Genomic DNA, 17,380 nt, shown 5'->3' on the forward strand with positions numbered 1-17,380 from the left:
GACGATACAGGTAGAAATGTATCTTCGTGAACAAAAGAAAACGCAACAACTATGCTATCTAAAGAATCTCAAAGTCAATTACGCAGCAGATTATTTCAACATTTAGATGGTATTGGCACAGCCCCAACGGCTTATGCTTTAAAGCAAAAAGGGGTACTTCAATACCTTTTAGCGCATAAAGAAGCATCGCTGGAAAAAATCACCCAAGAGTTTAAGGCAAACGAAGGTTATTTGAATGTTGGGCTTCGACTTTTGGCCTCCCAAGGCTGGTTAACCCAAACGGTGGATAACGCCAAAGATGAGATCACTTACGCTATTACCAATAAAGGAGTTTTAGCATTTCCTTATATCGATCTCTACAAAGAAGTGGTTGAGCTTTTAAAGTTTTCAGAGAATTTTCATCCTAGAAAATTTGAGGTGGAACCGTTCCAGTTGCTTGAGAAAATTTTTGAGAATTTTAAGAAAAATTACGGGATCAGCTTTTCTGAGAACCCAACAGAAAAAGCTGTTCAAGAACAGATACTAGCTCATATTGAAGGTATTTTGATCGGACCAAGCATTGTGCATATGAGCATGAACGGCATGTTCCATAAGTACTTTATGGAGGCAAAATTCAGACCCGAAGAATTCCATAAAGACACTAAAAACTTTAAGAAGCTTCTTGATATTTTCACCCATTTAGGCTGGTTTACAGAAGTCAATGGCAATTATGAGTTCACCGAAACAGGCCTTTTCTATGCCAAGAGAGCAAGTGCCTATGGTGTTACCGTATCCTATATTCCTACTTTTAGAAAGTTAGAAGACTTGATTTTCGGTAACCCAAAAGTGCTAAAGGAAACCAAACCAGGGGAACCCGAAAGCCATGTGGACCGTGCCATGAATGTATGGGGCAGTGGTGGTGCGCATTCAGGCTATTTCAAAGTCGTTGACGAAATTATTGTTGAGCTATTTAACAAGCCGATTGAGCAGCAGCCGAAAGGAATTTTAGATATGGGCTGTGGAAATGGCGCCTTCCTTCAGCACTTATTTGATGTAATAGAGCAACAAACCTTAAGAGGTAAAATGCTTGATGAACACCCACTCATTCTGGTTGGGGTAGATTATAATGAAGCGGCATTAAAAATCACCAAGGCCAACCTAATTCAAGCCGATATTTGGGCAAAAGTAATTTGGGGAGACATTGGTCAACCGGCATTATTGGCCAAAGACCTAAAAGAAAATTATGGGGTTGAACTTGGCGAACTTTTGAATGTGAGAACATTCTTAGACCACAACAGAATTTGGGAAATGCCAACCCACATTAACAAAGACAGGGTGAGTAACTCGACAGGAGCTTTTGCTTTTGAAGGGAAACGCATCAACAATAATTTGGTGGAAGATTCGCTATTGGGGCACTTCACCAAATGGACACCTTATGTAGAAAGGTTTGGGTTGTTATTGATCGAATTACATACCGTTGCCCCAGACTTGGTAGCGAAAAACTTGGGTAGAACTTCTGCCACAGCCTATGATGCTACGCATGGTTTTTCCGACCAATACATCGTTGAGGTTGATATCTTTGTTAAGATCTTAGCCGAAGCAGGTTTATACCAAGACTCTTCAAAATTTAGGAAATTCCCGAATTCCGATTTAGCAACAGTAACGGTAAATCTATTTAAGGGGGAGGGTTAATTTTAACTCCCTTCCCGATGAGCTATCCTCTGCCTTTGTGGGTGTTTTTCACCCACAAACCGCCAAGGCTTTAGACTTTTATTACTAAAAAAAGAGCTATCTATTGATAAAAAAAGCTGTTTTTAAGTGTCTCCAGCTTGTTGGAGACAACTCCAACAAGGGCAGGAGATTGCTTTTGGGTACATTATTATACTAAATCAGACGCTGATTTCCTTACGTAGATCCAATCCTTTCCTCCTGAGTACATCACTTCTCTCTCAAGCGTAAAACCGTTTTTCAGATAGAATTTAGCCAACCCTGCATCTTCAATCGAAAGCCAAAAAGGGTTTTTAGGGTACATTTCGAAAATTGAGTTTAGCCAAAAATCACCTAAATTTTGTCCCCTAAATATCTCAGCCACCCAAAGGTAGCCAATGTATAAAAAGCCATTATCGAAATAGTATTCAGCTACTGGAGGGTAATTGTCAGTTTCTGAAGTTTGGTCAGAAAAAACCAAGCCTCCACCTATCAGCTCTTGGTTCAGCTTAATTCCATATACTTTAACCGCTGGCGCAAATTCTTTCCAGTTCGATTCTAATTCTAACTTCCAGTCGTTAGGAAGCAATTCTAAAAATAGTTCAGGGGTATCAGAAATATCAATGATTTCTGCACTTGGTTTAGAGGATTCTTCTGGCACAATAAATAAACTAACGAGGTTTTTATTTATGCAAATGTAGAGCGGCAAAATCAATTTTCAATGAATCATTGACCAATGATTTAAAACAAAAAACCCCGTTAATCGAGATAGACTAACGGGATTTCAAAATTCTTGATTGCAACCTCTATGCGTTAACCACTCTAGGTATTACAACTCCTTTAGGAGTTGTACCAAACTGCTTAAGGAAACGGGTATGTGATGCTACAGCTCCAAAGAAGGTTTCGTGCTCAACATAAGGAAGACCATGCTCTTTAGCTGTTGCCTTTACTATCTCTGCTATTTGAGGATAATGGACATGACAAACTTTCGGAAACAAGTGATGCTCAATCTGGAAGTTTAATCCTCCGAATAGATAGTTTACCACCTTGTTTTTAATTGCAAAATTAGCTGTGGTATGCATTTGTAAATCAGCCCAAGGCATTCCAATCTTCCCATCTTTTTCTGGCTCAGGAAAAGAAGTTCCTTCAATAATGTGTGCCAACATAAAAATGACCGCTACAGTAAACCCTTCCAATAAATGCGCTGCTATAAAACCAAAAACAATCCAGTACCAAGCCAAGTCAATCACGATAATTGGAATGACTAAGAATACAGTATAGTAAAGTGCTTTATAAAAGAACAGTCTGAAGATTTCTCTCTTTGGGAAATTTTTTCTGTAATGACCCCCTAGCTGATGTTGAAAAAACTTCTTATAGTCTTTTACAAAAACCCAAGATACTGTGGCAAGGCTGTATAAGAAATAAGCATAAATATGCTGAAAACGGTGTACCCACCATAAGTCTTGGTTGGGCTGAAGTCTTAAAATTGGTGGTTGATCTATATCACCATCATGTTCGGGGATATTGGTATAAGTGTGATGCACTAAATTATGACTGATCTTCCACACATAATCATTGGCCCCCATAAAGTTGAATGTGAGTCCTAAGCGCTCATTCAATTTTTGATTTTTTGTGTAAGAGCCATGGATTGCATCATGGGCAATATTTAATCCGATCATAGCAGAAAGGAATCCATGCCCTAAAGCCAAAAGGAACATCCCTACCGGACTCACCAAACCAGATATTATTAAAGCATAGGTAGCTACCCAGCCAACCAAAATCCAAATGGTTTTAAAAACCATTCCGCTAGTGGCGGTTTTAGCTATATTATTTGAAGTGAAATAACGATCTACTCTTTCGTTGACATCTCTTTGAAAGCCATCTTGCGTGAATTTGTCAAAAATTACTTTCTGGAACTTTTTTTCGGAAGGGGCAGTTTTGTGCTCTAAAACGTCTGAGTTCATAGGCTAATTACTAGGCTGAGAGGAGTGATTTGACAATATAGTTAGTTGAATCTCTCATGCAATTCTTATCGCCTAAGTTACGAATTATTTACTAGCCTTAAGGCATGTTGAACACAATAAAATAAGGTTTGCCACTTCATAATTACCTATAAAACCAAGTTCAGGTCTATATTCATAAGGCAGAAATACAGAATAATAAAGAAATCAACTCCTTTTGTTAGCTTCTATTTAATCCATCTAGATTTTTTCTAAAATTTATCTTAAAACACGCTAACTAGATCATGCTATAATTGGATAGGTAAATATTTTTGTAGCCAATCGATTTTTAAATCTCTTTTGCCAATAAATCAGATAAGTTTTTTATCGTTTGCATCCCTGCTTTCTGCCAAACTAGCTTGCCATTTTTAAACAAAATAAGAGTCGGGATACTCCTTACGCCAAATTTCTGAGCAAGCGGCTGGTTTTTATCCACATCTACTTTGATGATCTTCACCTTTCCTTCGTGGGCTTTGGCCACTTCTTTTAAAACGGGTGCCATGGCCTGACAAGGCCCACACCAATCCGCATAAAAGTCAACCAACACTGGTGCGTCTTGAGCAATTAGAGTTTCAAATTTTCCTTTCATACCATATGCTTTTTATCATTATCAAAACCCTCATTCAAAAGGATTCGTTCCGAATTCTATACTTTTGAATTAGCCAATTGTGCTAAATTGAACTTGAATTATAATCATCTCTGCTAACGATGAAAATTTGTGTCGCTCAAACAAAGCCCATTCCAGGTAATATTGATATCAACATCCATCAGCACCTCAAAATCATTGACTTAGGAGTTTCGCAAGGAGTAAAGCTAATTGTGTTCCCTGAGCTGTCTCTTACTGGCTACGAACCAAGTCTAGCTAAGAGCCTAGCCATTGAAAAAGAAGATGTTCGTTTGGAGGTTTTCCAAAACATTAGCGACAAGAAGAATATCGCTATCGGGGTTGGTGTACCAATGAAAACAGCCAAGGGCATTACGATTAGCATGCTTATATTTCAACCCAACCAACCGATTCAGGTGTATTCTAAAGGGTATTTACATGCTGACGAAGTGCCTTACTTTCAAGCTGGAGACAACTCCTTGTCTTTAAAGATTGAAAACTACAAAATTGCCTTGGCCATTTGCTATGAAATTTCAATTCCAGAGCATTCAGAAAATGCTTTTAAATGTGGTGCTGAAATATACATTACCAGCGTGGCTAAGTTTAGAAGCGGGGTTAATAAAGCCAAGGCTGAATTGGCAAATATTGCCAGTATATACTCCATGAATGTATTAATGGCTAACTGTATCGGAATGTCAGATGGCGGGGAGTGCGCAGGAGAAACCGCTATATGGAACAAAGACGGAGACATGATTAGTGAACTTGATGACATTAATGAAGGCCTTTTGATTCTGGACACCACAACCCAAACCACAAGTATTTGCTTTAGCAGTTGATTATTGAAGCGGGCACAAAAAAAGAGTCACCCCCGTTGGAGCGACTCCCTTTCACCTAAACACCTGGGTAACTAACTACTTATAGCGAATCTCACGATTCCTATACCCAGACTTATCTTTAATCTATCTTTCAATAGACATTATTCCTTATTAAAATCTTCTTGAGTTTTACTAGATCCTTAGAAGATTGGAACTCTCCTCGACCAAAACTTTGAGTACTTGATATTACCCAACAGCTAAACAAACATAAACGGATTTTTTGTTAATTAAAACTTAACTTAAGCATAAAAACAAAAACTTATCCGCTTTTTATCAAAAATCACTGATTGCTGTTCAAATGCAAGCTTTTGCACTATACATTATTACAGAAGTTTAATACATACATTTTTCTTTTGAGAGAAAAACTGTAAGGCATCCCATCCGCCCTCTCTACCTACCCCACTATTCTTAACCCCACCGAAGGGTGTTCGAAGGTCACGTAGCAGCCAACAATTAACCCAAACGATACCAGAATTAAGTTTGGAAGACACCGAATGAGCTCTGTTCAAATTGCTTGTCCAGACTGTAGCAGCCAAGCCATACTGTGTGCTGTTGGCCATAGCCAAAACTTCTTCATCGGTATCAAAAGGAGTAAGCGTGATTACTGGTCCAAAAATTTCTTCCTGATTGGTGCTGCAATCATATGTTAAGCCTTCAATAATAGTAGGTTGTATGTAGTAGCCTCCTGAAAATTCACCATCAAGCGTCACTTGCTTGCCTCCGGCTATAACGGTTCCGCCTTCCGACTTGGCCAAGTCAATATAAGAAAGCACTTTCTTCATATGCCCCTCTGAAACTACTGCCCCAAGGTTAGAATACTCATCAGCAGGGTCTCCTACTTTCAATGCATTAGTCTTGTCTATTAAAGCCTTTTTGAATTTCTCATAAATAGGTCGTTCGATAAAGACCCTAGAACCACAAAGACAAATCTGCCCTTGGTTCGCAAAGCTTGAATGAACCGTAGTTTTGAGTGCTTCTTCAAAATTGCAATCTGCAAATATGATATTCGGATTTTTCCCTCCTAGCTCTAAAGAAAGCTTTTTGAACATTGGAGCTGCTGTAGCTGCAATTTGTTTCCCTGTGGCCGTTCCTCCAGTAAACGAAATCAAAGGAATGTCAGGATGTTCCGAAATGGCTTGCCCTACTTTTGGCCCTAAACCGTGAACGATATTTAAAACTCCTTTGGGCAAACCTGCTTCAATACATAATTCTGACAGCAAAAAGGCCGTCATAGGAGTAATTTCTGAGGGCTTTGCTACCACAGTATTGCCAGCAGCCAATGCTGGAGCGATCTTCCATGTAAACAAATACAAAGGTAAGTTCCAAGGCGAAATGCATCCTGCAACCCCGACAGGTGACCTTTCAGTATAATTAAAAGCAAGTCCATCTGTTTGATGTGCCTCAGTGCTTTCATGAAGAATAGCGGTAGCGAAAAATCTAAAATTGGCCGATGCTCTCGGAATATCTACCCTCGTAGCCAACTTCACTGGCTTCCCATTGTCTTTTGATTCTGCCTTGGCCAACTTTTCTAAATTGGTATCAATCAAATCAGCTACTTTGAGCATTAAACGTGAGCGCTCTTCTCGCGGAGTTGCTGCCCAAATTGAAAATGCATCCTTTGCCGCTTGAGTCGCTAATTCTACATCCCGCTCATCGGAGTCTGGAATTTCACCATATACCTTCCCTCGCGAGGGATCGATGTTTTCTAAATAGCTTTTAGAGATAGGCTCGACCAATTCGCCATTGATATAATTCAGAATTCTTTCCATTGATTCAACTTAAAGACAGCCCGTTCTTCCACCATCTACTGGTACATTGACTCCATTGATATAGCCCGCTGCGGGGGTTGCTAAAAAAGCTACCGCTGCTGCTATCTCTGAGGCATCTGCAAAGCGGTGCGCTGGAATTTCTCGCTTCATTTCTTCTTCCACTTCTTCAGCACTCTTACCTAATTTCTTCGCTTTGTTTTCAATAATAGAAGAAAGTCTCTGTGTAGCAGTGGCGCCCGGCAATACATTATTTACCGTAATCCCATATTTACCTAACTCACTCGCTAAGGTTTTAGACCAATTAGCGACAGCTCCTCGAATGGTATTCGACACCCCTAAGCCAGGAATTGGCATTTTAACTGAGGTAGAAATAATATTGATAATTCGGCCGTAAGTCTGGTGTTTCATTCCATCCACCAAAGCTTGGGTCAATATGTGATTACACACCAAATGCTGCTCAAAGGCATTTCTAAATTCATCTACATCAGCATTTAAAGCTGGCCCACCAGCAGGGCCGCCAGTGTTATTGATCAGAATATGATAGACATTTCCCTCTGCGATATGGGCTTCAATAATGCTCTTCAGTTCGTCAACTTTGGTGAAATCCGCAGTTAGGATTTGATGATTCTGCCCACCAGAGGAAAAGAGGGACTCTTTTACCTCATTGAGTTTTTCAGTATTTCTAGCCAGCAAGGTTACATTAGCGCCCAAATTGGCCAATTCTTCAGCCACAGCCTTACCTATTCCTTGGGTGCTACCGCAAACCAATGCTCGTTTTCCTTTTAAATTTAAATTCATAGCAATTGTGTATTGAGTAAAGTTACAAAATTGGAATTAGCCTTTCCCGAATTTCGTTAAATTCGCCAAGAACTAAATAGAACAGACCATGGGAGTAAAACGACCTTTCAACTTGCAAAAATGGATTGATGAAAACCGTGACTTACTAAAGCCACCCGTTGGAAATAAAAACCTTTACCCTGAAGGCACCGACTACATTGTGATGATTGTAGGTGGCCCAAATGCCCGAAAAGACTACCATTATAACGAAACCGAAGAGCTTTTTTATCAGCTAGAAGGCGAAATTACGGTAAGAATTCAGGAAGATGGAAAAGCGGTGGACATCCCTCTAAAAGCGGGCGATATGTATTTACACCCACCCAAAGTGCCCCACTCTCCTATGCGTTCCGAAGGCTCGATTGGTTTAGTCATTGAGCGGGTGAGAAAACCTGAACATAACGATGGACTAATGTGGTTTTGCGACAACTGCAACAACAAACTACACGATACCTATTTTAAGCTTACCAATATTGAAAAAGACTTCATTCCTCGCTTCCGCGAATTCTACGGTTCAGAAGAACTTAGAACTTGTAATAACTGCGGCCATGTGATGAAAACGGATCCTAGGTTCGTAAATAGTTAAGAGAAAATGAGTTAAGAGTGATCAGGTTCCTGATAACTAATTACTAATAACCAATACACTTTATGTTGAAGATAGACATGCACACCCACATCATTCCAGAACATCTGCCCAAATGGACAGAGAAGTTTGGCTATGGTGATTTCATTCATCTGCACCACCACAAAGAGGGGGCAGCCATGATGATGAAAGGCAGCAAATTCTTCCGTGAAATCCAATCAAATTGTTGGGATCCAAAAATCAGAATGGAAGAATATGCACAGTTTGGAACGCAAGTGCAGGTCATTTCTACCATTCCGGTTATGTTTTCTTACGATGCCCAACCACATCACGGATTGGAAATCAGTCAGTTTTTGAACGATCATATTGCAGGCATTTGCCGCGACTATCCTCAGAACTATATCGGACTGGCCACTATCCCGATGCAGGATGAGGATTTGGCCATTCAGGAATTACACCGTTGTAAAAACGAATTGAACCTGCCTGGTATTCAGATTGGGTCGAACATCAATGACAAAAACTTAAGCAGCGAACGCTTCTTTCAAATATTTAAAGCTTGCGAAGAACTAGACATGGCCGTGATGATTCACCCTTGGAACATGATGGGCTTTCATAGCATTGAACGTTACTGGCTGCCATGGTTGGTAGGCATGCCTGCCGAAACCTCAAGGGCCGCTTGCTCACTTATTTTTGGTGGAGTTTTGGAGCGACTTCCGAACTTAAGGTTCAACTTCTCTCATGCCGGAGGCTCCTTTTTACCGACCATTGGAAGAATTGAGCACGGTTTTAACTGCCGCCCAGATTTAGTAGCGATTGACAATACCGTAAACCCTCGGGAATACATTGGGAAGTTTTGGGTAGATTCTATCACCCACGACCCATTAATGATGAAATACATTTTAGAGATGCAGGGCTCTAAAAGAATCACCCTTGGTTCTGATTACCCATTCCCTTTAGGCGACCTCGAAATTGGGGCCTTTATTGAGAAAATGGGCTTATCGAACGAAGTGGTGGAAGACATATTCTGCAATGCCACTTTAGAGTGGTTAAACTTATCTAAGGAACAATTTTTAAACTAAGCATTGAAAAATACAGCAATCACGTACATGGATTCGCCCTTGGGCGCCATCAAAATAGTGGGGGACGCAAACGCCATAAAGATGGTGGTTTTTGTGGATGAAATAGGAGAAGAGAACGAAGGAATTATTCCGTTAGTGGTGCGTAAATGCAAAAAGCAGCTTCACGAATATTTCGTTGGGCAGCGCAAGCAATTCAACATTCCTGTGGCACCAGAAGGAACCGATTTTCAACAAGAAGTTTGGCAAGTACTACAAGACATTCCTTTTGGAGTAACGAGCACTTATGCTAAACAATCCATCAAGTTAGGAGATATAAAGAAGATTAGGGCCGTAGGAACTGCCAATGGCAAAAACCCAATCGCTATTATTATCCCATGCCACAGAGTCATTGGCTCAGATGGAAGTTTGACGGGCTACGCAGGCGGGCTCGATAAAAAAGCTTGGCTATTAAAACACGAAAAGAGCATGCCTGGAATGGCACAAACCAGTTTATTTTAATGACTTACGAGAACACTTTAGCATACGCTCAGTATTTAGACAAAAACGATCCCTTAAGAGATTACCGCAATCGTTTTCATATTCCAAAAGTGAATGGCAAAGACAGCTATTACTTTACTGGAAACTCACTTGGCCTTCAACCCAAAACCGCCAGAACTTATATTGAAGAAGAAATGAAAGGTTGGGAAACCCTGGGTGTAGAAGGACATTTTGCATCGAGCAAAAGGCCTTGGATGGAATACCATAAATTCAGCAAAGATGCTTTGTCTAGAATTGTAGGGGCAAAACCAATCGAGGTGGTTTCTATGAACAACCTTTCTGTGAACCTCCATTTGCTGATGGTGTCGTTTTTTAAGCCTACCAAAACGCGCTACAAAGTCATTTGTGAAGCAGGTGCTTTTCCTTCCGATCAATACATGTTCGAAACTCAGCTTAAATTTCATGGACTCAATCCTGATGAAGCGCTGATTGAACTCAAACCTAGAACTGGTGAGCATACGCTGCGTGGCGAAGACATTTTAAGCAAAATAGCTGAACTGGACGATGAACTGGCTTTGGTGCTCATTGGTGGCGTTCAGTATTACACGGGCCAGTTATTCGACATGAAAGCGATTACTGAAGCGGGCCAAAAAGTAGGCGCTAAAGTTGGGTTTGACTTGGCCCATGCCTTCGGGAATGTGCCTTTGCAATTGCACGACTGGAATGTGGATTTTGCTACATGGTGTTCCTACAAATACTTAAACTCTGGCCCAGGAAACGTTTCAGGAATTTTTATTCATGAACGATATGCCAATGACAGTTCACTTGACCGATTTGCAGGCTGGTGGGGTCACGATGAAAAAGAAAGATTTAAAATGAAAAAGGGTTTCCAGCCCATGCCCGGTGCAGACGGTTGGCAGCTGAGCAATGTAAACGTAATTTCTACGGCTTCTCATTTGGCCGCTTTAGAATTGTTTGATGAAGTTGGAATCGAAAAACTGAGGAAGAAAAGCTTACAACTAACGGGCTATCTTGAGTTTTTGATCAAAGACATAGCTGGTGATTCTGGTATTTTCGAAATCATCACGCCTTCAGATCCTGAGCAACGCGGATGTCAGCTCTCCATTTTCTTCCATAAAGATGGCCGAAGACTTTTTGATGCACTGGCTGCCGCTGGAGTGATTGCAGATTGGCGCGAGCCTAATGTAATCCGCATTGCGCCAGTTCCACTTTATAACCGTTTCGAAGACGTGTATCAGTTTGCTCATCTACTTAAGAAAAACCTCTAAATGATGTAATCATGGATAGCCAGAATCAAAAAGTATCAATTTTGGGAGCGGGCCTTGTAGGCTCATTACTTTCAATTTTCTTAGCGAAGAAAGGCTATTCTGTTACCATTTTTGAACGCAGAAGCGACATGCGTAAAGCAGGTGCCTTAGGCGGACGCTCTATCAACCTCGCCTTAAGCAGGCGTGGGCTGAAAGCTTTAGATGCAGTAGGTCTGAAAGAAAAAGTACAGGAAAGCTGTATTCCGATGCCCGGCAGAATGATTCATGATTTGGAAGGAAACCTTGGTTTTCAACCTTACGGAAAAGAAGGTCAATTTATTAATTCGGTTTCCAGAGGTGGCTTGAACGAACTGTTGATGAGCGAAGCCGAAGCGCATGGCGTTGAAATTCGTTTCGATCATAAATGTGAGGAAGTAGATTTTGATACCGCCACCGCCCATTTTGAAAATGGTAAAAAGATAAGTGCCGATTTTCTTTTTGGGGCCGATGGTGCATTTTCCGCCTTACGTTCGGCCATGCAAAAAACCGACAGGTTCAATTATGCGCAAGAATATATTTCGGCTGGTTATAAAGAACTGACCATGCCCCCTATGGCCAATGGCGATTTTGCTTTAGACCCCAACGCACTTCACATTTGGCCAAGAGGCGAATACATGCTCATTGCCTTGCCCAACTTAGACAAGAGTTTTACATGTACCCTTTTCTTCCCTTTTGAAGGGAAAATATCTTTTGAAGCGATTAAAACAGAAGAGGATGTTCAGCAATTCTTCGAAAGTAAGTTCAAAGATGCGCTGCCTTTCCTTCCTGAATTGAAAACTGAGTTTTTCGAAAATCCTACTTCCAGTCTGATTACCGTGAGGTGCAAACCTTGGGTAAAAGGAAATACTGCATTGATTGGCGATGCCGCCCATGCGCTAGTGCCATTTTATGGCCAAGGCATGAATGCGGGCTTTGAAGATTGCTTTGTCTTTAATGAATTACTAGAGAAGCACGGAGCAATCAATCCTGCCCTACTGGCGGAGTATGAGGCCTTGCGAATTCCTGATGGAAACGCCATTGCCGATTTGGCGCTCTATAACTTTATAGAAATGCGCGACAAAGTAGCCGACCCAATGTTTGTGCTGCAAAAGAAAATTGAAAAGCGCCTGAACGAACTTTTTCCAGAAAAATGGGTGCCGCTCTACACCATGGTTACTTTTAGCGATTTCCGCTATTCCGAAGCCCATGCCCTAGGCAAAAAACAACAAGCCATTATGGACCAAGTGTTAGCCCAACCGAATATTGAAGAGCTTTGGGAAGGGCTGGATTTTGAGGGGATTGTGAGGAAGTTGTAATAATTTACATTTACCACACATCTTTCTACCTGAAAACTACTTAGTCAACTCGGTTTTTATCATTCTTCCATTCCAAATCTTCAATAATATGGACATATGAATAGACTTCTTTAGAAATTTCTTTCAAGCAACTGTCATCTCCATAAGCCATTTTTAACTCATCACTTATTTTATGTAACTCTTTAGAAAGATCATTAACCCTTCTTTTGAGTATCTCACACCTATCTTTTGATAGCCCCATATTTCTTTCCTGAATTGTCTTATCTTGAAAGCTCTCGTCCCTTTCTTCTAACAAGAAAACTGACTCCTCCTTATCAATCGACTTAAAGCCCACCTTTGTTGCAACACTTTTAGAATTGAGGTAAGCCAATCTACCTAAGCCAGGACTAACGGTTATCCTTTGACTTTCTCTACCATTAAGAAAAATATATGGAAGCACTTCATTTGTCAAGGCTCTTGTTAAATATCCCTTTTTCCTTTGTTTAGGGACAATGTACCAATGTAAATCATCGCACATATCTAGAATAGCACCTATGTAGATTTCATCCTCATTTTTGATAAAGAAGAAATCAAGCGAACAAACCACTCCTCCAGTCTTTCTTGACTGTCTATGCCAAACCTTGGCTAAATCGACATTCTCACTAATTGGTCTCAAAAAAATCACTTCCTCTATATTGCCTTTATTTAAAAGGTCAATATATTTTCTGATATCTCTATATCTCATTTCCATCTGGTTTAAGCACTCAGCAAAGCAATTCTCTAATTTCTAAATTTATAATCAATATCTAACTCCCCCTATACCCCCTCGGTGTTTTGCCTGTTACTTCTTTAAATTTTCGGTTGAAGTTGGAGAGGTTGCTAAAGCCAGATTCGTAGCAGACTTGGGAAACCGTATTGTCCTTATTGAGCAGGAGTTTACAAGCTTGTCCAATACGGTAATCGTTTAGAAAGTCGATGTAAGTTTTGCGGGTATGCTGTTTGAAATAGCGACAGAAAGAAGCTTTGTTCATATTGGCCACTTCGGCCACTTCTTCTAAAGTAATGCGTCTGCCAAAGTTTTCTAGGGTGAAGCGGAAGATATCGTCCAGTCTCCTTCCCTCCGCTTCTTTCACTGATTTTTGAGGCAACTCGTTGAGGTAGGCAATGCTCTCTTGGTTGCCAAACAAATTGAGCAGTTCAAAAAATGCATTCAACCGCTTTAAGCCATTGGTTTCAAATACCTTTTCAAAAGCGCTTATCATCTGGGTTGAAAAAACACCCTTCACTCGAATGCCCCTTTCCGCATTCTGAATAAAATCGAGTAGTTCTCTTACTTCTGGAAACAGCTTTGAAGTTTCTCTTAAATGTTCGGCACGAAAGAATATCGACTTAGACAACACCCGCATATCCTCTTGATAGTGCTTTTTGTCGCAGCGAAAAACGTGAGGAACGTTGGAGCCCATCACAAAGACTTGACCCGGTCTAAAACTCCCCAAATGATCACCATGAATCAGCGTTCCTTCCCCTGAAATGATCCACGTAATTTGTATTTCAGGATGCTGATGAAGCATATCATAGAAATACAATTCATCATCAATTTGTAAGTAGATTGATGACGCTTCGGTTTTAGGGATTTTAAAAGGAAGTACTTTCACCTGTATTATTTAAGCCCAAAAATAAACCTAAGTTAACCAAGTAGCAAATATCATATTAGTATTGGTGAATTTTCGCAAAGTTGTGCAGCATGGACTCCCCTACCTTAGCCAAAAAAAACAATACGATGAAAGTAGCATGGCAAGGCGTTTACCCAGCGGTAACCACAAAGTTTACAGATGACGATAAACTTGATTTAAAAATGTTTGAAACCAACATCCAAGCGCAATTGGCCGCTGGTGTTGACGGCATTATTTTAGGTGGCACATTGGGTGAAGCCAGTGCACTCTTGGAAGATGAAAAGGATACCTTAGTAAGCGCCACGGTGGATATGGTTGCAGGCAAAGTTCCTGTGATCATGAACATTGCGGAACAAACCACCAAGGCAGCCATTATTGCTGCGGAAAAAGCTAAAAAGAACGGAGCCAGTGGCTTAATGATGCTACCTCCGATGCGCTATAAAGCGGATGATCACGAAACCGTAACCTATTATAAAGCAGTCGCCAACGCTACCGATTTACCCATCATGGTGTATAACAACCCCATAGATTATAAAATCGAAGTGACCTTAGACATGTTCGAGCAACTGGCCGAATGCGAAAACATTCAAGCCGTAAAAGAATCTACCCGCGACATTTCAAACATCACCCGAATGATCAATCGTTTTGGCGATCGTTTCAAAATTCTTTCTGGCGTTGACACCCTCGCTTTGGAAAGCATATTTATGGGCGCCAATGGTTGGGTCGCTGGTTTGGTTTGCGCTTTCCCAAAAGAAACCGTAGCCATTTACCGACTTCAGAAAGCTGGAAGACATGCGGAAGCTTTGAAAATCTACCGTTGGTTCTTGCCACTATTAGAGCTGGACATTAACCCAAAATTGGTACAAAACATTAAGTTGGCTGAAGTGGGCACCGGCATCGGTACCGAAAACGTTCGTGCGCCAAGACTCGCCCTTTCAGGGGCAGAAAGAAAGCACGTACTACAGATTATCGAAACAGGAATTAAAACCCGTCCTGAATTGCCAGACTATTTGAATTTGTAAATTGAACTCAATTATTCGCGCAGCAAAAAACACACAATGATTAAAGGAACAAACTTTATAGGATCAACCCCTTCGAAAGAAGGCACCACACAACTCTTTGCAAACAACCCTGCCAATGGCGAGGCTTTCCCTGAATCGTTTTCGGTGGCTACCACTGCTGAAATTGATGAAGCAGTAGCCAAAGCAACACAGGCTTTTCAAGTCTACAAAGGAATAGCGCCAACAAAAAAAGCAGACTTCTTAGACGCAATAGCGGATGAGATCATGGCTTTGGGCGATACCTTGGTAGCGCGCGCTTGTGGAGAATCGGGCTTGCCTGAGGGTAGAATTCAAGGAGAAAGAGGTCGTACCTGCAATCAATTAAAAATGTTCGCCAATTTGGTGCGCGAAGGCTCATGGGTAAATGCCACCATCGACACCGCAATTCCAGACAGAGCGCCAGCGCCCAAACCTGATTTGCGCAAAATGGAAGTCGCCATTGGACCTGTCGCCATTTTTGGTGCGAGTAATTTTCCGCTAGCCTTTTCAACAGCCGGTGGCGATACCGCTTCTGCTTTAGCCGCTGGAAACCCAGTGATTGTAAAAGCACACGAATCACATTTAGGCACCAACGAAATGGTCTCGCAGGCGATTTTGAATGCTGCACAAAAAACCGGAATGCCAGAGGGCGTTTTCTCCATGGTAAATGGTGGAATCCCTGTGGGTCAGCAATTGGTCAAGCATCCGCAAATCAAGGCTGTCGGTTTTACGGGTTCATTTAGAGGAGGAAAAGCACTTTTCGATTTGGCCAACCAAAGAGACGAACCAATTCCGGTGTATGCGGAAATGGGGAGCATCAACCCAACATTTATATTCCCGAACAAACTAAAAGAAAGCCCAGCCGATTTGGGAAAAGCAGTAGCAGGCTCAGTCAGTATGGCTGTAGGTCAGTTCTGTACCAACCCAGGTTTATTGGTGGGAATTCAATCGCCAGAATTAGAAGCTTTTTCATCCGCACTTTCACAAGCATTGGCCGAAACGGCTCCTTCTACAATGTTGAATGAGGGTATCGCTAAAAGCTATTACGCGAATAGAAAAGCGCTGTTGGAAGAAAAAGGCGTAACCTTAAACGGAAACGCTACAGCCACTGGAGACAACTGCGGACAAGGCTTAACCGCGAGTGTTGTTGCCTCTGAATTTCTAAAAAACACAAAACTTCACGAAGAGATTTTCGGGCCATTTACATTATTGGTGGTCTGTGAAAATGAAAACGAAATGAAGCAAGTAGCTCAATCGCTTCAAGGGCAATTGACGGGCACATTATTGGCCACTGAAAGCGACATGGCCGAAAACATCGACACAGTAGACGCTCTTTCGCAAAAAGTAGGTAGAATCCTCTTTAACGGAATGCCAACGGGAGTTGAAGTTTGTCCAGCCATGCACCACGGAGGCCCATTCCCTGCCAGCACCAATGGAAAGTATACTTCGGTGGGCACGGATGCCATTTACCGCTTTACCCGATCTATCTGCTACCAAAACTGGCCAGATCAGATGCTTCCCGCAGAGCTGAAGGCTGAGAATCCGCTTAGTATCTGGAGAAAGGTGGACAATGAGTTAAGGAGATAATTGATTAATGAGTTAGGGAATTAAGGGAAGAATGAAATAAGGAATTAATGAGATAGTGGAATAATGAATCAAGGAATGTAGTTAAGACACAAAACCACTACCTATTATGATCAGAAAACAATCGATAATTAACTTATTTATTCCTTAGTTCATTTCCTCATTACTTCATTATTCCCTTAATTCATTAAAAAAAGGTCATGGAAAAGGTAGAATTTATTGAAGCATTTAAAGCAAGAACTAAAAAGCTAGCGGTAGAAATAATCAAATTCTATGGTAAGCTAAAAAAGACAGATGCTACATATATTGTGGGAAAACAACTTGTACGTTCAGTTACATCGACCGCAGCAAATTATAGAGCCGCCAGTATTGCTCGCTCTCAAGCTGAGTTTTTCGCTAAAATGTCAATTGTAAACGAAGAAGCCGATGAAACGCTCTTTTGGTTGGAAGTAATGGAGGAAGCAGATTTAGCACAACCAGAACAAATAGCACCATTCAAAAGTGAAGCATTAGAAATAGTCAAAGTGGTCTCAAAAGCCAGAAAAAACACCAACCGTTAAAACATTGAATCATT

At 41.1% G+C, this 17,380-nt stretch carries 17 protein-coding genes; 10 read left to right on the forward strand and 7 right to left on the reverse strand.

All coding sequences use genetic code 11. The features are described 5' to 3' along the window. Window positions 1-51: 51 nt before the first annotated feature. On the forward strand, window positions 52-1,671 hold the full coding sequence (locus VOI17_RS16180) for a class I SAM-dependent methyltransferase (protein ID WP_323758268.1): 1,620 nt from the start codon (window positions 52-54) through the stop codon (window positions 1,669-1,671). Between the two features lie 187 nt (window positions 1,672-1,858). On the opposite strand, the gene VOI17_RS16185 is transcribed toward VOI17_RS16180, so the two are convergent. The 3 genes from VOI17_RS16185 to trxA form a co-directional block, all read right to left on the reverse strand. Then, the gene (locus tag VOI17_RS16185) at window positions 1,859-2,347 is read right to left on the reverse strand and encodes a GNAT family N-acetyltransferase (RefSeq protein WP_323758269.1); all 489 of its coding nucleotides are present in this window, start codon (window positions 2,345-2,347) and stop codon (window positions 1,859-1,861) included. A 145-nt stretch (window positions 2,348-2,492) separates the two neighbouring features. Next, the gene (locus tag VOI17_RS16190; protein WP_323758270.1) at window positions 2,493-3,650 is read right to left on the reverse strand and encodes an acyl-CoA desaturase; all 1,158 of its coding nucleotides are present in this window, start codon (window positions 3,648-3,650) and stop codon (window positions 2,493-2,495) included. Window positions 3,651-3,975: 325 nt separating this feature from the next. Next, on the reverse strand, window positions 3,976-4,275 hold the full coding sequence (trxA, locus tag VOI17_RS16195) for a thioredoxin (RefSeq protein WP_323758271.1): 300 nt from the start codon (window positions 4,273-4,275) through the stop codon (window positions 3,976-3,978). Between the two features lie 119 nt (window positions 4,276-4,394). Here trxA and VOI17_RS16200 point away from each other — a divergent pair, with 119 nt between their 5' ends. Next, window positions 4,395-5,126, forward strand: a complete 732-nt coding sequence (locus VOI17_RS16200; RefSeq protein ID WP_323758272.1) for a carbon-nitrogen hydrolase family protein — start codon at window positions 4,395-4,397, stop codon at window positions 5,124-5,126. Between the two features lie 362 nt (window positions 5,127-5,488). Here the strand turns inward: VOI17_RS16200 and VOI17_RS16205 are convergent, their stop codons facing one another. Together VOI17_RS16205 and VOI17_RS16210 are read right to left on the reverse strand one after the other, a co-directional pair. Continuing rightward, window positions 5,489-6,934 carry an aldehyde dehydrogenase gene (locus tag VOI17_RS16205; protein WP_323758273.1) on the reverse strand — a complete coding sequence of 482 codons (1,446 nt, stop codon included), beginning with the start codon at window positions 6,932-6,934 and terminating at the stop codon, window positions 5,489-5,491. Between the two features lie 9 nt (window positions 6,935-6,943). After that, a complete protein-coding gene (locus VOI17_RS16210; protein WP_323758274.1) occupies window positions 6,944-7,732 on the reverse strand; it encodes an SDR family oxidoreductase in 789 nt (262 codons plus the stop codon). Between the two features lie 88 nt (window positions 7,733-7,820). Here VOI17_RS16210 and VOI17_RS16215 point away from each other — a divergent pair, with 88 nt between their 5' ends. The 5 genes from VOI17_RS16215 to VOI17_RS16235 all read left to right on the forward strand — a co-directional run bounded on the left by VOI17_RS16215 (window position 7,821) and on the right by VOI17_RS16235 (window position 12,530). Next, on the forward strand, window positions 7,821-8,354 hold the full coding sequence (locus tag VOI17_RS16215) for a 3-hydroxyanthranilate 3,4-dioxygenase (protein ID WP_323758275.1): 534 nt from the start codon (window positions 7,821-7,823) through the stop codon (window positions 8,352-8,354). Between the two features lie 62 nt (window positions 8,355-8,416). Beyond that, window positions 8,417-9,430 carry an amidohydrolase family protein gene (locus VOI17_RS16220; protein ID WP_323758276.1) on the forward strand — a complete coding sequence of 338 codons (1,014 nt, stop codon included), beginning with the start codon at window positions 8,417-8,419 and terminating at the stop codon, window positions 9,428-9,430. Window positions 9,431-9,433: 3 nt separating this feature from the next. Further along, window positions 9,434-9,928, forward strand: coding sequence for a methylated-DNA--[protein]-cysteine S-methyltransferase (locus VOI17_RS16225; protein WP_245658032.1), 495 nt, complete (start codon window positions 9,434-9,436; stop codon window positions 9,926-9,928). Further along, window positions 9,928-11,196: a kynureninase gene (gene kynU / locus VOI17_RS16230; RefSeq protein ID WP_323758386.1), complete on the forward strand. Its 1,269-nt coding sequence runs from the start codon at window positions 9,928-9,930 to the stop codon at window positions 11,194-11,196. The genes VOI17_RS16225 and kynU overlap by 1 nt, the downstream gene beginning before the upstream one ends. Before the next feature lie 11 nt (window positions 11,197-11,207). After that, window positions 11,208-12,530, forward strand: coding sequence for an NAD(P)/FAD-dependent oxidoreductase (locus VOI17_RS16235; RefSeq protein ID WP_323758277.1), 1,323 nt, complete (start codon window positions 11,208-11,210; stop codon window positions 12,528-12,530). Between the two features lie 40 nt (window positions 12,531-12,570). Here the strand turns inward: VOI17_RS16235 and VOI17_RS16240 are convergent, their stop codons facing one another. Both VOI17_RS16240 and VOI17_RS16245 read right to left on the reverse strand, forming a co-directional pair. Next, window positions 12,571-13,254 carry a hypothetical protein gene (locus VOI17_RS16240; protein ID WP_323758278.1) on the reverse strand — a complete coding sequence of 228 codons (684 nt, stop codon included), beginning with the start codon at window positions 13,252-13,254 and terminating at the stop codon, window positions 12,571-12,573. A 61-nt stretch (window positions 13,255-13,315) separates the two neighbouring features. After that, a complete protein-coding gene (locus VOI17_RS16245) occupies window positions 13,316-14,164 on the reverse strand; it encodes a helix-turn-helix domain-containing protein (RefSeq protein WP_323758279.1) in 849 nt (282 codons plus the stop codon). 125 nt (window positions 14,165-14,289) lie between these two features. Here VOI17_RS16245 and VOI17_RS16250 point away from each other — a divergent pair, with 125 nt between their 5' ends. The 3 genes from VOI17_RS16250 to VOI17_RS16260 all read left to right on the forward strand — a co-directional run bounded on the left by VOI17_RS16250 (window position 14,290) and on the right by VOI17_RS16260 (window position 17,366). After that, on the forward strand, window positions 14,290-15,204 hold the full coding sequence (locus VOI17_RS16250) for a dihydrodipicolinate synthase family protein (RefSeq protein WP_323758280.1): 915 nt from the start codon (window positions 14,290-14,292) through the stop codon (window positions 15,202-15,204). Between the two features lie 36 nt (window positions 15,205-15,240). Next, complete coding sequence (locus tag VOI17_RS16255; protein WP_323758281.1) at window positions 15,241-16,809, forward strand: aldehyde dehydrogenase (NADP(+)); 1,569 nt, start codon at window positions 15,241-15,243, stop codon at window positions 16,807-16,809. Between the two features lie 197 nt (window positions 16,810-17,006). Continuing rightward, window positions 17,007-17,366, forward strand: a complete 360-nt coding sequence (locus VOI17_RS16260; RefSeq protein WP_323758282.1) for a four helix bundle protein — start codon at window positions 17,007-17,009, stop codon at window positions 17,364-17,366. The last annotated feature ends 14 nt before the right edge of the window (window positions 17,367-17,380 follow it).

The organism is Roseivirga sp. (assembly GCF_034669765.1).
Taxonomy (GTDB): Bacteria; Bacteroidota; Bacteroidia; order Cytophagales; family Cyclobacteriaceae; genus Roseivirga.